The sequence below is a fragment of the Marivirga sp. genome (assembly GCF_024636815.1).
GTDB lineage: Bacteria > Bacteroidota > Bacteroidia > Cytophagales > Cyclobacteriaceae > Marivirga.
In genome coordinates, this window is record NZ_JAGXGF010000012.1 from 1 (window position 1) to 23114 (window position 23114).

The 23114-nt window shown below is 34.7% G+C and carries 18 protein-coding genes; 8 read left to right on the forward strand and 10 right to left on the reverse strand.

The window, feature by feature from the left end; all coding sequences use genetic code 11:
• Positions 1-564 precede the first annotated feature (564 nt).
• From Q0L29_RS00940 to Q0L29_RS00955, 4 genes are all read left to right on the forward strand, one after another.
• On the forward strand, positions 565-1200 hold the full coding sequence (locus Q0L29_RS00940) for a hypothetical protein (protein WP_296618386.1): 636 nt from the start codon (positions 565-567) through the stop codon (positions 1198-1200).
• A gap of 61 nt (positions 1201-1261) precedes the next feature.
• Positions 1262-1624, forward strand: a complete 363-nt coding sequence (locus Q0L29_RS00945) for an HPP family protein (protein WP_296618387.1) — start codon at positions 1262-1264, stop codon at positions 1622-1624.
• 72 nt (positions 1625-1696) lie between these two features.
• The gene (locus Q0L29_RS00950; protein ID WP_296618388.1) at positions 1697-2809 is read left to right on the forward strand and encodes a succinylglutamate desuccinylase/aspartoacylase family protein; all 1113 of its coding nucleotides are present in this window, start codon (positions 1697-1699) and stop codon (positions 2807-2809) included.
• 141 nt (positions 2810-2950) lie between these two features.
• Positions 2951-4318 carry an LruC domain-containing protein gene (locus Q0L29_RS00955; protein ID WP_296618389.1) on the forward strand — a complete coding sequence of 456 codons (1368 nt, stop codon included), beginning with the start codon at positions 2951-2953 and terminating at the stop codon, positions 4316-4318.
• 661 nt (positions 4319-4979) lie between these two features.
• Here Q0L29_RS00955 and Q0L29_RS00960 read toward each other — a convergent pair.
• The 3 genes from Q0L29_RS00960 to Q0L29_RS00970 form a co-directional block, all read right to left on the reverse strand.
• On the reverse strand, positions 4980-6764 hold the full coding sequence (locus tag Q0L29_RS00960) for a hypothetical protein (protein ID WP_296618390.1): 1785 nt from the start codon (positions 6762-6764) through the stop codon (positions 4980-4982).
• A gap of 464 nt (positions 6765-7228) precedes the next feature.
• The gene (gene mnmE, locus Q0L29_RS00965; protein ID WP_296618391.1) at positions 7229-8602 is read right to left on the reverse strand and encodes a tRNA uridine-5-carboxymethylaminomethyl(34) synthesis GTPase MnmE; all 1374 of its coding nucleotides are present in this window, start codon (positions 8600-8602) and stop codon (positions 7229-7231) included.
• Positions 8603-8707: 105 nt separating this feature from the next.
• Complete coding sequence (locus tag Q0L29_RS00970; protein WP_296618392.1) at positions 8708-9613, reverse strand: aldo/keto reductase family oxidoreductase; 906 nt, start codon at positions 9611-9613, stop codon at positions 8708-8710.
• Between the two features lie 103 nt (positions 9614-9716).
• On the opposite strand from Q0L29_RS00970, the gene Q0L29_RS00975 reads away from it, so the two are divergent.
• The 4 genes from Q0L29_RS00975 to Q0L29_RS00990 all read left to right on the forward strand — a co-directional run bounded on the left by Q0L29_RS00975 (position 9717) and on the right by Q0L29_RS00990 (position 14887).
• On the forward strand, positions 9717-10757 hold the full coding sequence (locus tag Q0L29_RS00975; protein WP_296618393.1) for an AI-2E family transporter: 1041 nt from the start codon (positions 9717-9719) through the stop codon (positions 10755-10757).
• Positions 10758-11067: 310 nt separating this feature from the next.
• The gene (locus Q0L29_RS00980; protein ID WP_296618394.1) at positions 11068-12738 is read left to right on the forward strand and encodes a DUF748 domain-containing protein; all 1671 of its coding nucleotides are present in this window, start codon (positions 11068-11070) and stop codon (positions 12736-12738) included.
• On the forward strand, positions 12728-13768 hold the full coding sequence (locus Q0L29_RS00985; RefSeq protein ID WP_296618395.1) for a hypothetical protein: 1041 nt from the start codon (positions 12728-12730) through the stop codon (positions 13766-13768). The genes Q0L29_RS00980 and Q0L29_RS00985 overlap by 11 nt, the downstream gene beginning before the upstream one ends.
• A 12-nt stretch (positions 13769-13780) precedes the next feature.
• The gene (locus Q0L29_RS00990; RefSeq protein ID WP_296618396.1) at positions 13781-14887 is read left to right on the forward strand and encodes an AI-2E family transporter; all 1107 of its coding nucleotides are present in this window, start codon (positions 13781-13783) and stop codon (positions 14885-14887) included.
• A gap of 136 nt (positions 14888-15023) precedes the next feature.
• Here the strand turns inward: Q0L29_RS00990 and ruvC are convergent, their stop codons facing one another.
• The 7 genes from ruvC to Q0L29_RS01025 form a co-directional block, all read right to left on the reverse strand.
• Positions 15024-15572 (reverse strand): crossover junction endodeoxyribonuclease RuvC, encoded by a 549-nt coding sequence (gene ruvC / locus Q0L29_RS00995; RefSeq protein WP_296618397.1) that lies wholly within the window; start codon positions 15570-15572, stop codon positions 15024-15026.
• A gap of 218 nt (positions 15573-15790) precedes the next feature.
• Positions 15791-18601 carry a DNA polymerase I gene (gene polA, locus Q0L29_RS01000; protein ID WP_296618398.1) on the reverse strand — a complete coding sequence of 937 codons (2811 nt, stop codon included), beginning with the start codon at positions 18599-18601 and terminating at the stop codon, positions 15791-15793.
• A 104-nt stretch (positions 18602-18705) separates the two neighbouring features.
• Positions 18706-20070, reverse strand: coding sequence for an amidohydrolase family protein (locus Q0L29_RS01005; RefSeq protein ID WP_296618399.1), 1365 nt, complete (start codon positions 20068-20070; stop codon positions 18706-18708).
• A gap of 268 nt (positions 20071-20338) precedes the next feature.
• Complete coding sequence (locus Q0L29_RS01010) at positions 20339-21142, reverse strand: queuosine precursor transporter (protein WP_296618400.1); 804 nt, start codon at positions 21140-21142, stop codon at positions 20339-20341.
• 1 nt (position 21143) lies between these two features.
• Entirely contained in the window at positions 21144-22058 is a 915-nt protein-coding gene (locus Q0L29_RS01015; protein WP_296618401.1) for a ribonuclease Z, read from the reverse strand.
• A 6-nt stretch (positions 22059-22064) separates the two neighbouring features.
• On the reverse strand, positions 22065-22448 hold the full coding sequence (locus tag Q0L29_RS01020) for an STAS domain-containing protein (RefSeq protein WP_367275734.1): 384 nt from the start codon (positions 22446-22448) through the stop codon (positions 22065-22067).
• Positions 22449-22502: 54 nt separating this feature from the next.
• A partial coding sequence (locus tag Q0L29_RS01025) for a phosphoribosylaminoimidazolesuccinocarboxamide synthase (protein WP_296618402.1) occupies positions 22503-23114 on the reverse strand: 612 nt, incomplete at its 5' end.

Consider the following 23114-nt stretch of genomic DNA (forward strand, 5'->3'; position numbering starts at 1 on the left):
TATTCCGATATAAATGTTTTCCGGATCTTCATGATTTGTTGTATATTTATAATTGTTCATAAGCCTAGAGGTTAATTGTTAAATTTTATTACCTATATCAATTTAAACCTCTTGGCTTATTTTTCAAACATACAAACTCGACTCTAATTTGGAAATTCAGATTTTCATAAAATTAAATAGACAAGGCGTCTTTTAGAAGATATAGCGAGCTATATCGAGGAAAGACAACGCAGTATATTGGATTTTATGGAAAAGTTTTCCCCTTTCCGCCTATAAACAGCGATTTTCTTCCTAAAAACCCCTTGCAAGAGCCTGCTATTGTTTCAGAATTTTTAGTTGAAACTCACTATTTATAGACGTTCTGAATCCTAAATAAGAATCGAACTCAGGTTACTGAGTATTTGTTGTGATTCGCCTTTACTCTTAGGAAGAGAATTATGGAGTGAAACACGTATTGCCCTTTTTCAGCAAAGCATTGATACCAGAAGTTCTTCATTTGCATTAAAAGAACAGCTTGCAAGAGTTTCTTTCGGAAATTCCTGGGCTTCAGGATCGATAGCTGAAATGTTTAAAGATGATATAGCGCGCCATAAAATACTTATCGCTAAAGAAATAAAAAACAATTCCTTAGAGGAATTATCGCAAGGAAAAATCCCAAAACTACAGGCTTTGAATCTCCATAACGGTACAGTATACCACTGGAATAGGTGTTGCTATGGAGTGGGTAATGGCAAAGCACACGTTCGTATTGAAAATCGCTATATTCCTGCCGGACCCACCGTCAAAGATGAAGTAGCTAATTTTGCATTTTGGATAGGTATGATGATGGGAAGGCCAAAGGAATTTGACGATATGGCTAAGGTTATGGAATTTAGGGATGTAAAATCTAATTTTATAAAGGCTGCGCGTACAGGTAAGGAATCTGTAATGAGATGGAAAAGAGAACAATATTCTGCCAGAAAACTCATCAATAAATATCTTTTACCCATAGCCTATGAAGGATTGAAAAAAGCTAAGATAGCTGAAGAGGATATTGAGCAGTACTTAAGAATTATTGAAGAAAGAACCACTAAAGAAACTGCTTCGCAATGGTGCATTCGCAATTATCGAAAGCTCAAAAAAACCCATAAAAAGGATGATGCCTTGATGATGCTGACCAAGGCTATATACAATAATCAAAGTAAAAGCATTATCCCATGAATGGCCGGAAGTTGACCCCACCCTAGAAGCACACGAAGCTTCTTATCTGGCAGGTCATATCATGAGTACCGAACTTTTCACTGTTACGGAAAATGACCTTGCCGATCTAGCAACAAGTGTTATGCTTTGGAAAAATATTCATCACCTTCCTGTGGAAAATAAAAAAGGAGAGCTTTGCGGTTTACTCACCTGGTCACATTTAGAGCGTTATAGAAAAGAAATTGGTCATACCGAAGGGCTATTAGTTTTGCAAATTATGACAAAAGACCTTATAACCGTAAGACCTGAAACTACTATCAAAAATGCATTGGATTTAATGAAAAGAAATACCATCGGATGTGTTCCGGTAATCCATGATCGCCATCTTATTGGAATCATTACTATTAATGATATAATTCCTTATGACCATGACAAAGGTTTATAGTAAAGCACTCGATCAAACAATTGATATTGACGCTTTATTGGTCAACTTAAAAGTAAAAACAGAGGGCCTTCTATGGTTTTAACAGCAGGCATTCATGGCAATGAACCTGCAGGAGTTTTTGCCTTAAATCAATTGATAGTTTTTCTCCAAAAGAATAATGTAAAGATTAATGGCAATCTATATGCTATTGCCGGAAATCTGCCAGCACTGGAAAAACAAGAGAGATTTCACCAATATGATCTCAATCGTCTTTGGACAAGTGAGAGGATGCTTCAATTGCAGGAAGGAAAATTAGAGATTGATGACAAAGACACTGCTGAACTGGTTAGTTTATATAAATGTATTAGTGACATTTTAAAGCAAGACAATGGCCCTTTCTACTTTCTTGATTTCCATACTACTTCCTGTGAAACAATGCCTTTTGTGGTGATGAATGACAGTCTGCTCAATAGAAAATTTACCAATCAATATCCCCTCCCTACCATTTTGGGAATAGAAGAGTATCTTGAAGGACCTTTGCTAAGTTATATAAATGAGTTGGGGTATGTAGCTTTTGGTTTTGAGGCCGGCCAACATGATGACAATTCCTCCATTCAAAATCATTTTGCCTTTAGCATACTATCGCTTGTATTTGCAGGCCTAATTGAAAAGGATGCTGTTGATTTTAATAAATATTATGCTACTCTGGCTAAAAACACCATGAACATGCGTGATTTTTATGAGATTTTATATCGGTATAAAATTAAACCTGAAGAGGATTTTCGTATGAATCCTGGTTATGTTAATTTCGAATTAGTTGAGAAAGGTCAGAAGTTAGCCAGTAGTAATAACAAATCCATATACGCTGATTCTCAAGCACGAATTTTCATGCCACTCTACCAGGCTCAGGGTTCTGAAGGTTTTTTTGCCATTCAAAGAGTATCAAAATTTGCTCTTAAATTATCGGCTATACTTCGCAAGATTAGAGTTGACCGCATACTTCCTCTTTTACCTGGTGTATCTTGGAGTAAGAAGTCTACGCTTCGAGTTAACCGAAAAGTCGCGCGTTTTTTCACAAAGGATTTCTTCCATCTACTAGGTTACAGGAGCAAGCGCTTAGATAAAAATTATTATTTGATGAAAAATAGAGAAATAGCATCCCGGGAAGAGGAATATAAAGGAGAAGATTGGTATTCAAATAATTAGCAAAATAGCATAGATAAAATTGTATTTAAGAAAAATGAAATAAGATTTGTATATTTAGCAATATTATATTAAGTATTGGTTAACATTTCGTTCAATGTATCGTAATACATTTTAATTTAAGAACCAATTAAACTAACTATCATGAATACTTTAAACAACATTAAGTGGAGTGTACTGCCAGTTTTTGTTTTTGCCCTGTTATTCGCAGGATGCACCGACCCAAACATGGATGACTTTAGTAAAAACGCTAATAATAAGTTATTCTTCCATAGTCTTGAGAATGAGGCTTTCTCTCCCTATAACGCTGCGGTGTTAGACGGATGTTTCGAGACCTGTCTAATAGCTGGTCAACATACAGTAGCTGGAAATATGCAAGTGATGCATGATAAGGAATACTTGTATGTGACGTACAATGTAACTCAGGAAGGTGTATATCTCAAAGAAGTCCATCTCGATCTCTTCAATGATGATAATGATTTTACAGATGTTCCCCATAAAAATGGAAATCCCATACCAGGTAAATTTGAGTATAAAATGGAATGGGAAGATGGAGACATGCAAACTTCACACACTGTAAAAATTAATCGTTCTGATGCAGGTCTGGATGAAATAGACTGTATTAATATTGCGGCACATGCTGCTTTATCAAATGGAGAAACTGCTTGGGGTGGTGTTTGCGAAGATCCTCAATCTTTTGATTTCCCAGGAAAAAACTGGGCGACTTATTTTAAATATTGCTTTCCTGTTTGTACAGTAGATTTCACCTATGCATGGGAAGATATTAACCGTGATAATCAAAATGGTAACTTAAGAAATGATGCTGATTTTAATGATTTGGTAATTCAGGCAAATCAGGAGATAATTAAAAATGCTGAATCATCAACCTTAAAATTAAAATTTACAGCAATAGCCAGAGGTGCTAACTACAACCATGCATTTAAAGTTAATATACCCATAACAGGTGATTATTCTCTTGATGGCGGAAATACCATACAGAATGCCAGTGGAACACTTACGCTCATGGTTTTTAATAATACTAAAGCAGATATTCCAGCAAATAATCAAGGCAGGTATGAATTCGGTGCCAATACCTGGGATGTTAACTGCCTTGAAACGAATACGAAAGAATTTGAGATTATAGTATACGGTGAATTGGGTAAATATACCAATGGATTAAGAGCGTCTGTATTAGACCCTTTCATTACAGTTAAATCAGTACGTCCGAATTATGATCTACACATTTGGGAAATTACAGGTAATGACTCGGATGATACTTTTCAATTTATCGATCTTAAGGGAGTGTACCCTGAAGGAGAAGGCAAACATTTTCCAAACGGAATTATAATACCTGAAGATTGGCAATGGCCTGTGGAAACCCAAAATATTTGGGGTCCATATAATAGTTTTTCTGATATCGACTCATGGGATACAAACTGGTATTTAGGTGGTGCTTCAGATACTGATTTAGTTTTTGATAAAACTATTTATGATGAGTGTGATTATAGATGATATTTTTTTAGCCTTCTAATTCTATTTTATAACATCGGTGAATAATCACCGATGTTTTTTTTTGACTGAGAGTGGAAGCTCTTCAATTAATTTAATATCATCCTCTTAATTAAAATATGCTAATTGCTAACTTCCTGATATAAAACTCACTAAATATATTCGCCAGTAAACCATATGATATTGAGTGTATCTCACCTAAAAACAGAAGCAGATGTTGGCAAATACAATATCACTTCCTTTTAAATTATCAGCTTTCTGAAAAGTACCTTCTATAGTTCCGGTATTTATGTGATATATTTCTTTCCCTAGATTTTGTATCGCTACCTTATAATCACTTTTCTTAATTAAATACTGGAATAAGAAAATCACTTAGATTTTCTTATAAGATCAAGCTCAATATATGTTGAGAGTACTCCTCCAAAATTAAAATAACTTGTTTTGTAAATTCATAATTGGTCAATACATTCAAATTATCATTTTTTCGAAGGCTAGGATTTTACTCCATTAGAGTTTACTATAAATAAATGACCGTAATAGTCATAACTTAACTACTCAATTTTTGAAGCGGGCTTTTTCCTTAAAAAAACCGAAGAGCATGCTCTTCAGTTTTTGATCGATCCCTTCTACATATGATTGTTACTTGGAAGGTCAGATATAATGCTTACATTTCAAATATATCCATCGCTCCATTACTTCTAACCTTTAAAAAGTATTGGCCGTTGGCTGACAGATACATTACTCTGGTATTAAAATAGCTAATCGTCTTTTCATTATTTTCTTCCATTGAATATTCACTTGGATAGCTTATAAAGCCTTTACTTTCCATAGTGCTATTATTGAATACGTGTACTTTGTTTGTTTGAAAAACGTAGGTATAATCTTCATTCCAATAGGCTCTTTGAATATTATGACCAAAAAAACTGCTTATGCTATTCCCAATTTTGTCAGAACCGATAATTTCTCCTTCTTTACTAACAAAAGCCAAACCTTTTACACCCAGTAAAAAGATATTATCGCCTACCTTTTCAGTTCTTCTAATATTACCAATATTGAGTTCATCAAGATCAACCGTTTTTTGAAAATCACCAGTTTCATTATCAATGATATAAAGCTCTTTCTTTCCTGCTGAAATAGTTTTATTTGATCCTATTGTAGTTCTTTCTTTGAAATTTGAAAGACCCTTTATTGGCTCAGAACTCCAGACATACTCTCCCGTTTCACCATCAATCTTGTGAAGATAGGACTTATTAAATTTGCCAGTACTGCCTATGATTTTTTCATCATCAGCGTACATCATTCCAATTGCATCATCTATGTCCTTCTCCAATTTCTTTTCACCTGTTTTCAAATCATATTTTAATAGTTTTGACTTATGTCCAGTGTAGCCCGGCACAACTTTTCTGCCCATCTGGCTATTCATTCCATAAATCACATTTTCTCCAATGGCTGAATTATTCCCTCCTCCACCGGAGCCAAGCTTTTTAAAAAACTCTATACCTTCTTCCTCTGCACTTAAAGCTAACCTTTCACCCGTTATTAAGTCAAGAATTTCAATTGCCAGATATTCATTTACAAGATTACCCCCAACAAAGTGTGTATTATCTTTGTTAAACTTGCCTATATAGTCTATTGTTCGCTTAGTATTACCTGTCTCAGCATCTAATATAAATACAACACCTTCTTCTTTGTCAATAGAAAATGTTACGAAGACATATTCATTTCGGTCCTTAAAATATTTTGCCTTTCCCGTAATAAGTCTGGTGTCTGTTTCCCACAATGTCTCCCCTGTATTTCCATTAATTAAATAACTTTTTTTATGACCTCTGATGAAGAGGGCGTCAGTTTCTTCAAAATACTTCATAGATGGATAGAAGGTGGAGTAGTTTAAATAGAGTGATTCTCCTTTTTCAAGAGGTGAGAATCTCTTATCAAAATGATTTTCCTCCACAGCATTGGCATATCTAGAATCTAACACGACATATCCAGTTGGGGTAGTTACTCGTGCGTCCTCGTTTTCCCACATCTTTTTTCCCGTTTTTAGATCAAATGCTTTAATGACACTCCCCTCCTCAGTCCATTGATTAAAAAATAACAGAAGATTTAATTCCTTTATAATTCCATATGCTCCTCTTAATTTTTCTTTCTTTTTAAACTGAATAAATGGTAAAGTTTCTTCCAACAGCACGTTTCCGGTAGCAGCCTCTATTAGAAAGAATTTACTATACGATTGAGCAATTATCGATTCTCCATTGTCTGTAATATAGAAGCGAAAATCTGAACCACCGTCTTTAAAGATCCTTCTAAAAATATCATTCTTAATTTTTATACTATATTTCCTTTCCACTGTACTTACTTGCCCATTTAGCGTGCTTATTTGCCCCTGTAGATTAAGGGAAAGCAATAAAAAGAAAGCACTTAATAGCAACTGTATTTTTTTAACTTCCATAAATTGTATGTTTAATAATCTAATATACATTAACTGTTTAATCTAATGTATTAAAATGGTTAGCAGATTCCAAAATTTTAGAAATAATTTTAATTGTTAAAATACAATATTATATAGACAAAACTATAATTTTAAATATTTAAAATAATGTTTTGAGTCTTAAATTGTGTTTTAAACTCAATTTACTTATCAATGGCCGCATTAAGGAGACTGGTAGTGTAAAGCAAAAATGGATAATTAAAATTTCCTATTAAAGAAGAGCGAAAAACTATCAACTTTGTATCCCAGCTTCCAAAACTTACTCAAAACCAGAATACCCCAACAACTCTGGTTGGGAATTATAATCAATCATTAAAACACAGTAATTGCATAAAAGCAAAGTACAGAAGTGCTGATCATATGATTAAACCTTCTTTCTACTAGATTAGCTAAGCTGACTCTATTAAAAGGATTTTCTATAAACTCTATTTTCCAATACAAAACTTACTAAAAATATTAGCCAACAAATCATCCGTTGTGATTTCCCCTGTTATCTCACCTAAAAAGCGCAGAGCATGACGGATATCCAATGCTAAGAAATCTCCAGTGATATTGCTATCCAAACCTCTCAACACCGCATTTAGGCTATTTTGAGTTTGCACCAGATTGTCATAATGGCGGATATTGGTTACTACCGTATCTCCCGTTTTGAAATTATCAAGATTTACGGTTTCCACTAATTTAGTCTTTAAGGCTTCCAATCCTTCCTTGTTGATGGCAGAAATAAATAAAGTATTAGGGTCTTTATGCATTTCATCATACAATTCAGGCTGTGCTTCATCCATTTTATTACCGACTTTGATAAAAGGTATACCCAAATTTTCCAGCATATTGATATCTCGATTAACTTCTGTTAAAGTATCGTTTTTCAAATCAAACATATAAATGATCAAGGAAGCTTGCTTCATTTTCTCTTTGGTACGGGAAACGCCTATTGCCTCTACCTTATCTTCTGTTTCACGCAATCCAGCAGTATCAATAAATCGGAAAACCACACCTTCTAAATTGATTTCATCTTCAATAAAATCACGGGTGGTCCCGGCTATATCGGAAACTATAGCCTTTTCTTCATTGAGAAGGGCGTTTAGTAAAGTGGATTTACCGGTATTGGGTTTTCCGGCAATCACAGTAGGAACACCATTCTTAATCACATTTCCTAAATCAAAGCTGCTGACTAATGCGGTAATCACACTTAGCAGTTGATTGACCAGTTTTTTCAAATCATCTCTATCGGCAAATTCCACATCTTCTTCACCAAAATCCAATTCCAGTTCAATCATACTGGCAAAATGAATCAATTCAGCTCTCAGCTTTTTTATTTGTTCTGAAAAACCACCACGCATTTGATTTAATGCAGCTTTATGAGATGCTTCTGTATCAGCATTAATCAAATCAGCTACAGCTTCAGCCTGCGCTAAATCGAACTGACCATTCAGAAAAGCTCTTTGTGTAAATTCTCCTGCTTTTGCCAGACGAACTCCTTTTCTTAGAAAGAATTTAATCAGTCTTTGAACAATATAAGGAGAACCATGACAGGAAATCTCCACTACATTTTCTTTGGTAAATGAATGTGGCGCAATAAATAAGGTAGCCACTACTTCATCTATTATTTCTCCCTCATCATTACGAATCGTCCCGAAATGAGCCGTATGACTATTTTGTTGTAATAGATTTTTTCCTCTAAAAACATTATTGGTAATTGTGATAGCATCCTCTCCCGAAAGACGGATGACTGCAATGGCTCCTACCCCAGGAGCTGTAGATAATGCAATTATGGTTTCCTTCAACTGATCTAACATGCTGCAAATTTCATGAATTCTAAGGGATTAAAAAATGCTTATTTATTTTATACTTCATGATTACCAAAACCTATCAGGTTACTTTTTATTTCAAAGGATTATATATCAAGGCAATTCTTCACCTTTAGCAGCTGAATATAAAGCATACCAATCTTCTTTTTCCATTGTTTTGGATTCCACTTTCAGCGCTTCTTCCAATCTTTCAGTTTTAGAAGTTCCTAAAACAGGAATAATTCCTGATGGATGCCTCTTTAGAAAAAGCAACATGAGCTGTGCGGTATTCAATTCATATTTATCAATTAACTTCTTAAGTATTTGATTAAGATCCTGCTCTTCTTTACTATTCCCTTTAAGTAAATATTTACCTCCTCCCAGAGGTGACCACACGGTTGGTATGATATTTTTCAATACTAATTGATCCAATGTTCCATCCTCAAAAGGATATAGATACCTAATGGAAGCCTCGATTTGATGTGTAACCAATGGAAACATCTTATCTATCATTTCAAACTGTGAGGGGCTAAAATTGGATACTCCGAAGAATTTGACTTTACCATCATCTTTTAATTTCTCAAAAGTTTCCGCTATTTCATTGGGGTTCATTAAAAAATCCGGCCGATGCAGCAAAAGCACATCAATGTAATCAGTTTGAAGATTTCGTAGTGAATTTTCTACTGATTGAATAATATGTTTCTCACCGCTGTCGTAAGATTTAATTTTATATTCAGGACGGTTATCAGCAGGCATTTTAATACCACACTTAGTAGTGATTTGCATTTCATGTCTCAAATGGGGTTTTTCCTTTAAGACTTTACCAAAATCCGCCTCTGTAGTATAATCCCCATAAATATCAGCATGATCAAAATCTTTCAATCCCAGTTCTAAGGCTCTTTCAATGAAGGCAATCCATTGATTGGTAGAGAAATCTTCTCCCCATTTTCCTAGACGCATAGTGCCAACCAAAAACGGTGAGAATTCAATCATTCTTTTAGATAAACTTGTCTGTTTCATTGGATAAATAAATTATGACTAAAATTTACACAATTATTTCTTTAAGGCATATCCAAATTTAAACTTCTTCGTTAGCTTGCACATAGATTTATAGTAATTTAAGATGAAATTGAACGAACAATCAACCACCAATAAGCTTTTGCTAGTATTAGTGATACCTGTTATCTTTTATAGTTTACAGTTGTTATCATTTATTTTCATTCCTTTAATGTTTGCCATCTTTATCGCATTATTATTTACTCCTATGATGCGTTGGATGAAAAAAAGGAAAGTTCCCCAATTTCTTGCTTTAGGAACAGTCATACTCATTTTAGCCTTAACAAGCTTCTCTGCAATTAAAATTGTCCAATTATCCGGTAAACAAATAGAAGAAGGTAAATCGGAAATATTTAGGAAGTTAGACAATAAAGTGGAGCAGGTAGTAACCCCATTTGCAGAAACATTGGGTTTAAATCAAGCAAATGGAGAAAGCACTATTAAAAACTTATTAAAAAGTGATAAAATAGAGGGGGTTGTTTTGGATAATTTTACCATAACAGTTTCTTTTATTCAGAGTACAGTTGTTAATATTTTAATGACACTTTTCTTTTTGATGTTATTGTTAGCAGGATCACTGAATTTTAAAGACATATTACAAAGCACCTTATTTTCTGGTGGCACTCAATCTGTAAAAACATTTATGAAAGTAGAAAGAAGTGTATCCGACTTCTTGAAGGTTAAAATATTTGTAAGCTTTTTAACTGGAGTGGCTTTCGGAGTAATCGCCTGGTCATTAGATATCAGTTTTCCACTATTTTGGGGATTACTGGCATTCGTTATCAACTTTATCCAAATGGTGGGATCTGTGATCTCGACCGTTTTAGTCATGATTTTCGCCTTCATAGAGATTGAAAGTCCTGGAACTTTATTATTGGCTGCTATTTTATTTACAGGTGCTCAGATTTTATTTGGTGCTGTTTTAGAACCCATATTTATGGGCAGGTCATTTTCCATCAATATTATAGTGGTTTTAGTTATGTTGATGTTTTGGGGATTTATATGGGGAATACCGGGATTAATTTTATCTATCCCTTTAACAGTGCTTTTCAAAACTATCCTGAACGAATTTCCAGGAGGTAAGAAGTTTGCGAGGTTGATGTCTTGATATTTGAATCTAGGACTATCAAAATTGGGCTCGATCGGCTAAAACCAAGAATAAAATAAAGCTATTTAAGATTGCCTTCGCTTATATTTTATTCTACTCATTGAGTCAATCGAGTTTATAGTATACAAACTTCTACATATAATTTGCAAACCTAAGTCATACAAAAACGATACTACCTTTATCAGCACCATCAATATATGTCAATATATAAATGGTGATAATAGTGGAAACATAAATCATTCTATTACTATATCTAAACATTGAGTTTTTTTTATTATTTTGAATAAAACTATTCTCTGACTAAAATACCATGCTGAAAAAGAAGACCATTAAAAGAACCGGTATTATTTTTTTTAGCAGCATTGTTGTACTTTTTATAGCGTGGCAATTGCTAAAAGAATTAAAAATCAAATCCTATGTAGTGGAGTCTATACATAGCGAACTAAATCATTACTTTGAGGATTCGGTCCATTTTCAAATTGAAGACATCTCATTTCGATTTTTAGAGAAAAAAATAATCCTAGAGCAGGTTAAAATCAATTTAATTATTGACCATACAGATACGTTGGCAAGTCTGGAATTACCAAACCTTAATATTTCATGGGATGATTATTGGGAAACATTTAATAATCAGCTCTACAAGTTCAATACTTTAGAACTTAAAAAAGCAAAGCTTTTACTTCCTTTTGATTTCAATAAGATTAAAAGGACTAAGGCTTCACGACCTTCTTTTGATGGTAGATTTGAGCTGGAAATAAAGGATTTCCTGGTGGAAGGAGGCGAAATTCTATTTTATGATGAACAGAATAATAAGTCAGGAAGAATAAAAGCCGAATACAATCTATTTGCCCAAGGCCTTAATTTCAAAAAAGGAGAAATCCCAAAATCCTTTCAAGATATTGCAAAGGAAATATTCCTGGAGTTTCATGATTTAAGCTATTTTCTCACAGATACTCTTCATAAGGTAGAAATCAAGAAACTTACTTTTGATCTATTTAAACAAGATATCACTTTAAATTCTACACATTTTAAACCAATTCACTCTCCCGAAAAATTTGCTGAGTTAAAAGAAGTGGAAGCCAATCATATTGATATTTATTTAGATAGCATAAGGTTGAATTCCATGAAATGGCAAGGAGATAGCATGATAAGTATTAATACTATTTATACCAATAAAGTTGAATTAGTAGTTACTAAAGATAAGAATTACCCTCTGCCTGATGATCGATTCGTACCAGTTTTGGTAGAGTTATTAAAAACCAGTAATATTTCGATTGATGTTAGGAATTGTATTATTAAAAATATGAATTTAAACTACTATGAAAAACCAGATGGAAGTCAGGAAATAGGCACCGTATCTATTACAAATATTAATGCTGAAATTGATAACATTACGAATCGAAAAGATAGTATATCAAAATACGGGCCTGATTTGGTCATTAAAGCAAGTGGAAATCTCTATGATGAAGGCAAGTTAAAAGCTGATATTCGATATAATTTAAATTCTAAATATGGTTATTTTACGGTAGCAGGTAGCTTGGAACCCATGCCACTTGGATTTATCAATCAATACATGTCTAAATCCGCTCCGGTAGAAATTACATCAGGAAGAGTGGATGAATTATTCTTTAGCTATTCTGGTGGAAATAGAGCTGTAAATGGTGAAATGGAATTTAAATATTCAGATTTAAAAATTAAGTTTCACAAAATTATAAATGAGGAAGCACAAGGCGATAAAGCCTTAAGCTGGTTGGCAAATGTGGCTTTATCGCAAGAAAACCCAAGAAAAAACGGAAAATTTAGAGTTGGTAAGATTCAATTCACTAGAGACACTCGAAAATCTATGTTTAGCTATTGGTCCAACAGTCTAGTTTCAGGTTTTCAATCAACTGTAGGATTGGAGAAAGCAAGTAGAATAGAAAAAGAAGATAAAAATCTTTGGGAAAAAATGGGGTTTGGAAAGAATGAGGATGGGGAATAAGTGGAAAATATTAGTTGGACTTATAGGCTTGACCTCCATTGCTATATTTAGCAATTCTTTGTTTTTTATTGAAGAGGAAAATAAAAAGGCTCAAAGAATAAATGGAATTAATCTGGTAGCTCCTCCGCAGTCTTTTCCAATTGATTCATTAGAAAAAGTAAAGAACATAGGAGCTACATGGATAGCGGTTGTACCTTATGCATTTTGTAATAGTGAAACAGCTGAAGTCACTTTTGACCATCCACGTCAATGGTGGGGAGAGAAACCAGAAGGGACAAAAGAGACCATTAAAATGGCTAAATCCTTAGGATTTAAGGTTATGCTTAAACCACATTTGTGGGTTGGTGGACAAGGTTGGGCCGGAGATTTAGAATTTAAAACAGATAGTCTTTGGCAAGTCTTCGAACATCGATATACGGATTATATCAACACTTATGCAAGATTAGCCGATTCTTTAAATGTTGAATTATATTGTATAGGTACGGAAATGAGGAAATCCACTGCCAATAGAAATGAATTTTGGCTTAATTTAATATCAAGTACCAGAGAAGACTTTAGCGGAAAGCTTACTTACGCTGCAAACTGGGACGAATACAGCAATATAAAATTTTGGAGTGAATTGGACTATATTGGAATCGATGCTTATTTTCCGTTAAGTGAAGAAAAACATCCTGATAAAGAGGAATTAATAGCTGCTTGGCAACAGCCGAAAAAAGAGATGGAAAAGCTTTCAGAACAATTTCATAAAGAGATTCTTTTTACTGAATATGGATATGAAAGCATTGAATATAACACAATGGGTCATTGGAAATTATCAAAAGACACTTTAGATGTCAATTTCGAGAATCAGAAAATTGCATTTGAAGCCTTATTTCAGTCATTCGAACCAGAAACCTGGTGGAAAGGCGGGTTTATATGGAAATGGCATTTGAATAGAGACGGGCTTAATAAAAGAACTATCAAAGCTTATACCCCACAAAATAAACCAGCGTTAAAAGCTATAGAATCTGAATTTAAACTCAACTTTTAAATCATAGGAATCATGAAATTATCATTTCAAAACTCATTTTTTACACTAGCATTTGTTGCACTATTGATTGCATTTATGGTGGTAGCTAAATCCATATTAATTCCTATTGGGATTGCCTTATTACTTGCATTTATTTTATATCCTGTCCATAAAAAATTTATGAAATGGGGGGTTGGAAATATTTTAGCCGGCTTTCTTTCTATTCTATTATTGATTATAATTATAGGTGGAGGAATCACCTTTTTTTCAGCTGAAATCATAGCCCTTTCCGATGAGGTTACCAATTTTAGTAACAAGCTTTCGAAGCTATATACGGATGTTGTTTTTTTTATAAATAAGAATATTAGCATAGTGGAGAACCTTGAAAAAGAAGAATTATCAAAAAATTTCAAGACGTATTTAAAAGATTCAGCAGGAAGTCTAGTAGGAGGCACTTTCAGTAGTACCGCTAATTTTTTTACAGGATTAATCACAGTATTTATTTATATGTTTTTGTTCCTCATTTATCAAAAAGGATTGGTAAGAGCATTTTTGAAATTTTCACCAGAAGGGAAAAAAGAGCAATTCTTCAAAATGCTCAAAAGTGTTCAGCAAGTGGGGCAAAAGTACCTTTCTGGAATGTCAATTTTAATTATAATTTTAGGAACGGTTAACAGCGTAGGTTTATGGATAATCGGAATTGATAGCCCATTTTTATTCGGTTTTTTAGCTGCTTCCTTGTCAATCATTCCTTTTGTAGGTACTACTATAGGGGCCTCTATCCCGGTTTTGTATGCGTTCATGTCTCATGATCAATTATGGGTACCAATAGCTGTAGCTGCTTTGTTTTGGGTTGTTCAATTGTTGGAAAGTAATTTCTTAAACCCAAAAATAGTAGGAAACAGTGTTAATGTAAATGCTTTTGCCGCCATTTTAAGTTTGATTATTGGTGCATCCATCTGGGGTGTAGCCGGCATGGTTTTATTTCTACCCTTTGCTGCTATGCTAAAAGTGGTATGCGAAGAGTATGAACCACTGAAACCCCTAGCGCTCTTAATAGGTAATTCTAATTTTCAGGATGACAGTGGTGATAAAAAAGATTGGTTTAAAAAGTTGAAGGATAAATTTAAGAGTAAGTAGATTAAGTATCGAGTAAGTTAGTATCACGTATCTGAATTAAGCACATAGAAGTCGCAGAATACATAGAAAAGATGGAGATTTCGGTAATAGTTTGTGATTACAATATATGAACTTGACAACATATAAACTTGCTAACTTACTTCTTTACCCTACTCGGATTATCATTGATAAACGCTTTCCAGCTTTTGGGACCGCTAGTAGTTTTTTCGCCTTGGAAATGATGGCAGACAGCTACTCCTAATGCATCAGTGGCATCCAATAGTTTAGGTATTTCTTTAATACCTAATAAGGTCTTCAGCATTTCTGCTACTTGCTCTTTAGAAGCATTTCCATTGCCTGTAACAGACATTTTCACTTTTTTGGGAGCATATTCAGTTATGGGTAAATCTAATCTTAAAGCGGCCGCCATGGCTACTCCCTGAGCTCTACCCAATTTCAACATAGATTGTACATTTTTACCGTAAAAGGGTGCTTCTAAGGCTACCTCATCAGGACTATAATCTTCAATTAGATTGGTGACTCTTTCAAAGATTTTGCGCAGTTTGATTTCATGATTAGCATATTTTGAGAGGTGAATAACGCCATACTGTAACATAGTCATTTTATTACCAGTAATCTGGATTACACCATATCCCATCACAGTTGTACCCGGGTCAAGCCCTAATATGATTTTGTCTTTAGCCATTTTGAAGAGTCAAAATTCTAGAATTTAGAACCAAGACTTTTTATTTTAAATAATATAATTTGTTACTTACTTCAAGTTGTAGGTTTTAGGTTATAAGTACAAATAAAACACCCTACACCATTCAGCCAACACCTCACTATATTTCAACTTTATTTATACAAAAAGTCATCAATACTTAGTCACTTCAACACATCCTCACCTCAGAACTTCAACATCTGTTAATGCGCCTCACTCCAATTATCCGCAATACCAACCCCGATTTCCATAGGAACATCCAGTTCCATAGCATTCTTCATTAAATCTACTACTTTATCTTTCAGTTTTTCAATCTCATCTTTATGAGCATCAAAAATCAATTCATCATGAACCTGCATAATCATTTTCGATTTTAAATTTTCTTTCTCCATCCATTTATGAATGTTGATCATAGCGACTTTAATCATATCAGCAGCACTTCCCTGAATGGGTGCATTTATAGCATTTCGTTCTGCATAACCTCTGATGGTCTGATTGCGCGAATTGATATCTCTTAACCATCTCTTTCTTCCTAAAATGGTAGTAACATATTCATTTTCTCTGGCTTCCACCTTCACTTTTTCCATATAGTCGTGGACTTTAGGGAATTCCTTGAAATAAGCTTTGATGATATCGGAAGCCTCAGTTCTTGAAATATTAAGATTTTGAGCCAACCCAAAAGCAGAAATTCCATAAATGATACCGAAATTCACTTCCTTAGCTTTTCTTCTCATTCCAGGGTCCACATCCTCCAAATCTACACCAAATACCTTAGCGGCAGTTGTAGCATGAATATCTCGCCCGTTCTTAAAAGCTTCCATCATAGCTTCATCTTGCGAAAAAGCAGCCATAATACGTAATTCAATTTGAGAATAATCTGCTGCCATGAGCTGATAATTTTCATCTCTAGGAACAAAGGCTTTTCTAATCAATCTTCCTTTCTCTGTTCGGATTGGAATATTTTGCAAGTTCGGATTATTGGAACTTAATCGGCCTGTGGCAGCAACAGCCTGACGATAATCAGTATGAACTCTTCCGTCTTTCTTACTAATCAATTTCGGTAAGGCATCCACATAAGTAGATTTCAATTTCTGATACTCACGGAATTCTAAAATCTTATCGGCTATTTCATGTTCATTTGCCAGTTTAGATAAAATCTCCTCCCCAGTGGCATATTGACCAGTTTTGGTTTTCTTGGGTTTATCTACCAGTTTCATTTTATCAAAAAGAATCTCGCCCAATTGTTTTGGTGAAGCAATATTGAATTCCTGTCCTGCTAATTCAAAAATTTTCTCTTGAGCCTCCAGTGCTGCAGTTTCCAATTCCTTCGACATTATAGCAAGCGCATCTTTATCAATTTTCACGCCTTCATATTCCATTTCTGCCAAAACATAAGAAAGAGGTTCTTCTACTTCATGTAAAAGCTTTTCAAGATTATTTTCTTTGATTTCTTTCTCTAAAATATGCTTCAGTTGTAAAGTAATATCCGCATCTTCTCCTGCATATTCCACTACATCTTCCACTGGAACATCTCGCATATTCCCTTGCTTCACTCCTTTTTTACCAATCAATTCTGTAATGGAAACAGGACTATAATTAAGATAACTCTCTGCCATGACATCCATATTATGACGCGTTTCAGGATCAAGCAGATAATGCGCTAACATGGTGTCAAACATTTTGCCTTTTACTCTGACACCATAATTACGCATCACCTGAATATCATACTTCAGGTTTTGTCCGATTTTAATGATGTCTTCATTTTCCAAGACTTCTTTAAATTCATCCGCTATCTTTTGCGCTTCCTTTTGGTCGGCAGGAAAAGGAACATAATAAGCTTCCCCAGCAACATAAGAAAAAGCAAGTCCTACCAATTCGGCATCGGTAGGCTCTAAATCAGTAGTTTCTGTATCAAAACAGAATTCATCCTGTATGGATAAATAGGTAATTAAATCTTCTCTTAATTCAGGGGTGTCAATCAAATGATAGTGATGGACAGTATTGGCAAGAGTTCTTCTTTCTTGTGGTTCCTCTTCTTTTTCTGCTGCTTCCTCAGGCGTATCGGTAAACATAGACATTTGAGCTGGATCAACTTTAGCAGAAGATTTAGAAGGTGCTGCAGGTTCTTCACCCAAAACCCTTTTCATAATTGTCCTGAACTCGAGTTCTTCAAATAATTCTCTTAAAGCTTCTTCATTTGGTTCGTCCAGCTTCAATTTATCTGGCTCATAAGCCAAAGGAACATCAATTTTGATAGTAGCTAGTTTCTTTGAAAGTAAAGCCTGCTCTTTATTGGCCTCGACTTTTTCTTTCATCTTTCCTTTTAGCTCTGCAGTATTTTCCAACAAACCTTCTACAGAACCATATTGCTTTAAAAATTTTATGGCCGTTTTTGCCCCTACTCCCGGTATACCCGGAATATTATCCACTGCATCTCCCTGTAAACCTAAAATATCAATTACTTGCTCAACTCTGTCAATATCAAATTTCTTCTTTACTTCTTCTATACCTAAAACATCAACACCATTCCCCATAAAGGCAGGCTTATAAAGAAATACATTTTCGGTTACCATCTGCGCATAATCCTTATCAGGCGTCATCATATACACCTTAAAACCATCTTCACCCGCTTGCTTAGCAATTGTGCCAATAATATCATCCGCCTCAAATCCGTCCATAATGAGCACTGGAATATTAAAGGCCTCCACAATTTTCTTTACATAAGGTATCGCAACACGGATGTCTTCCGGTTGTTCCTCTCTTTGTGCTTTATAAGCAGGAAATTCTGTATGACGAAAAGTTGGGGCTGAGGTATCAAATGCCACGCCTATGTGCGTGGGTTTTTCCTTTTTCAATATTTCCAATAGACTATTGGTAAAACCTAAAGCTGCTCCGGTATTCATTCCCTTAGAGTTAATTCTTGGGGTTTTACTGAAAGCAAAGTGGGCTCTATAAATTAGTGCCATTGCATCAAGAAGAAATAATTTTTTATCTGATTCTGGAGTATTGCTCATTTGAAATTTGATATTGAAGTTAAACAGATTTTAAAGTTAGAAAATTGTTGGTCGAAAAGGAATGCAAATAAAGAATTCGAAGATTATTAATTCAAATTCTTCTATCAATTCAATTGCCCTTTCAGAATCACCCTTTCCAAGCTTCTTAAATTCTTAATATCCTTTAATGGATTTTCTTTTAAGATGATGATATCCGCTACTTTCCCTTTTTCAAGGCTTCCATATTCGTCTTCCATACCAAAAAAAGCAGGTCCATAAATCATGGAAGTTTTTAAAGCCTCTGCAGGACTCAATCCAGCTTCCGTTAAGCTGAATAATTCTCCCCATAGAGCCTCACCAGGATAAACAAAGGAATTAAAAGGCCCGCAATCTGAGCCTGCTAAAATAGGAACTTCGGCATCGAACATTGGCCGTATCATTTCTTTAGCCAAAGTGGATACTTTTTCTCGCATTTGGCTGCCGGAAACTTTAGCCTTTTTGGCAGACTCTATTCTTCCCGCATAAGTTTCTTGTATGCCCACTCCTATCCTATTTAATAAAGAATCTGAACTATGATCTTCATCTGCTAATTGTGAAAGTACTTTTCCAATGTATAAAGTCGGGGTTATATAAACTTCTTTTTGAGCCAATTCAGTAAATAATTCCCTCGCCGTTTGCTCATCATAAGTATCCGTAATGGTTTCCATCATGCCATAACCCAAACCTAATTCAGTCAGACTATCGGCTTTTGGTGAACAAGCTTTCATGACATAATACATATGTTCGCTCCCATCCATTCCCAAAGAAACAGCTTTCTTAAAATCGGCTGACATAGGCATATGACCGGTTACTTTCATGCCTCTTTTTTCAGTTGCTTCGATGATGGAATAGAAATTTTCCTTACTAAGACTTCCATCATAAATCTTTACGTAATCAACATTGATGGATTGAAGTGAATCTAAGGCCTTTTCGATATTCTCTTCATTTTCAATTGTAATAGAACCTGCCCATGCTGGCTTTGGACCATCCAACTTAGGACCTGAAGTAAAAATATAAGGACCGACTAATTCGCCATTATTTATTTTCTCATTCCAACCCATTACAGCTGGTGTCACATCCCCGCCAGCATCCCGTACGGTAGTTACTCCAAACTTTGGGAATAAGCCCAAAAGATCTTGATTTTCAGCTATTAAATCAGTCCCTCCTCTAAAATGCACGTGATTATCCCATAGGCCAGGCATTGTGTATTTACCTTGCAAATCCAATGATTCCTTGAAATCATAATCTGGTTTTTTGTTCATCGGCCCAACTGAAAAAATTGTATTGTCTTCAATTGCGATAAATTGGTCGAAGACCAATTGATTATTTAGAACATCAACTATGGTAGCGTTAAGGAGTAAGAGGTCAACTTCAACTTTTTCCTTCCTAACACAAGAAGATAAACTTACAATAATGAGATAAATAAAGAGTACTGGAATAATTTTTTTCATAATGTTTTTTCTTAGATAGAATAAAGTTAACTATTATAAATCCACCACAAAAAGACAAAAGAACCCAATGGAAAATAATCTTGATTATTTTCCAGAGAACTCAATCTTTTTCGATTAGTATAAATTAGAGCTTAGGATGGGCGTATATTTTAATTTTATGCACAGCATAAAACCTTATGTGTTCTTTTACCTCTTTTGCGGTAGAAAAAAGAAAGTTTATAAGATCAATGAAAATGCAATTTAGACTCATAGAATTGAGACCTGATAATCAGAAAAAGCCCTCTCCAGCAGCTTCTGCTGTTACTTTCTCTGCATTTTCTTTTCCTAAGTAGCGATCTATTAAGAAATGAGCTACATATAATAATGGAGTAAGCAGGATCGCTAAAGCGCCTTTATAGAAATAGTTAATTACACCAACGGACAGTACCTGCTCCATACTCCAGTTTCCAAAGATGAAAAAAGCAATCCAAAGCACTACAAAACTGTCTACCAATTGGCTAACCAATGTAGAGCCCGTAGCTCTAAGCCAGATTTTACCGCTGCCAGTAAATTTTCTTAAGTGCTGAAAAACCAAAACATCTAAAAACTGTCCAATTAGAAAAGCTGTTAATGAACCTATAATAATCCCTAAACCTTGAGAGAAAATAACGGAATATGCGTAATTAATATTAAAATCATTTCCTTCTGGATCAGGAGTATTGACTTTCAGCCAAAATTCAGCAGGAGCAAGTTTGGTGACGCCATAAATCACAAAAAAGGAATAGAGAATAAAAATTGCTGTTAAAAAACTAATTCTTCGAACCCCTTTTTTTCCGAAATATTCGTTTATTATATCAGTCGCAATAAATACAATTGGCCAGATAATAACGCCAGCAGTCAGATTAAAGTCTAAAATAAAATCCCCAAAAAGCTTAATCTGAGCTGGTTGAAAACCAAGTGTGGATTCAGCTGAAAAGATTTTCACCCCTAAAATTTCAGCAAGCAAGGCGTTAGTGAGAAAAATCCCACTTAATACGATAAAAAGATTTCTCTTCTTTCTATGTAGCGACCCCTTAGGCTCCACCGCTTTCATATTATTCTTCTATGGTGAAAATTTTACCTTCCTCAGCTAATGCTGAATTTTTAAATTCCTTTTGCGCTTCTTCCAGTACGGGATGCAACTCTTTATATCGATTAGAAAAATGCCCAATCAGCAACTGACCAACATTTGCCTTCTGGGCAAAAATGCCTGCTTGCTTAGCTGTGGTATGAAAAGTAGCTTCCGCCCTTTCCAGATTATCATGTAAAAATGTCCCTTCATGATATAACAAATCCACATCCTTCACTAATGGAAGTATATCTTCATTGTATTTGGTATCAGAACAATAAGCATAGCTTCTGGAACGCTTAGCCGGCAAAGTATATTCAGAATTTTTAAATTTAAGTTTTCCCGTCTCATCTATAACATCCTCTCCCTTTTTTAGGATATTGATATCGCGCACTCCCAGTTCAGTAACTTTTTCCTTTCTCAGTCTCTTTGGCTTTGGCTTTTCTTTAATTAAAAAACCCGTACAAGGAATTCTGTGCTGAAGAGGAATAGTTTGAACTGTTATTTTTGGATGATCTAAGATCATTTCCGATTGGTCGCCTTTCAACTCCCGAAAATGGATTTGGTAGCTCAAACGGGTATTAGCATATTTCAAATGAAGCTGAATAATCTCAGATAAGCCCACTGGACCATAGAGATATAAATCGGTTTTTCTACCATTGAGATGCATAGTGGACAATAAACCCATCAATCCTAAAAAATGGTCACCATGCAAATGACTAATAAAGATATGGCTTAAGCGATTTTTTCTTAATCCATATTTTTTCATTTGTAACTGCGTAGATTCCCCACAATCAATCATGATTTGCAAATCCTGAATATGCAAAATCTGGGAAGTATGATGCCTTCCGTGAGCTGGAGCTGCCGAATTAGAGCCTAATATGTGGACTTCGAAAGACAAGGGATTTTACTCGCTATCGTCTTCTTCACCTAAACCCTTTTCTAATTCATGCATGAATACAGATTCCACTGCCTCATGAACGGTAGGTAAAATATCGAATACTTTATCTAACTGAGAGATTTTAATTAGTTTCTCAGTATGCTCAGTAGGTGCTGCAATAATGAAGGCGCCACCGTTTTCACCTATCACTCGGTTCCCCACTAATAAAGCACTCAAGCCTGAGGAATCAACATATTTCACATCCGACATGTCAATCACCATGTTTTGAACACCTTCTGCTTGCATGGTCACCAAATCAGATTTGAAGCCTGAAGCTACTGAAGAATCAAATTTTTCTTCTTTTATCTTTATTAATGAGTACTTTTCTTCTTTATCAATTGAATATTTCATTTTTTCTATATTTATAAAATTTCTTAAGATTTTAACTTAAGTAAATGTAAGCTCTTATTTAATACTTTTTAGGATATTTTGTTCAATCATTTTTAATACGTCATTGTAATCTCTGGGTTGGAATTTCTCACCCGTTACTTTTTCGTACAATTCTATGTATCGATTGGAAATTTCCTTCACCTTTTCATCTGTCATTTCAGGAATCTGTTGTCCATCTTTACCTTGAAAGCCATTTTCAATTAACCACTCCCTTACAAACTCTTTTGACAATTGCTTTTGCTTCAATCCTTTAGCTTGATTTTCGGCATAGACATCTCCATAAAAATAGCGGGAAGAATCAGGAGTATGAATTTCATCTATCAAATAAATTTTATCTCCTACTTTTCCAAATTCGTATTTAGTATCGACTAAAATTAATCCGTTTTTAGCCGCAATCTCAGTTCCTCTTTGAAATAATTGCTGTGTGTAAGATTCCAATTTTTCATACTCTTCTTTGGAAACCAAGCCTTGCTTTAAGATTTCTTCTCTGGAAATATCTTCATCATGTCCTTCATGCGCTTTGGTAGTTGGTGTAATGATGGGTTGAGGTAATTTATCATTCTCCTTCAAGCCTTCGGGTAAAGCAACGCCACAAACACTGCGTTTTCCGTCTCTATACTCCCGCCA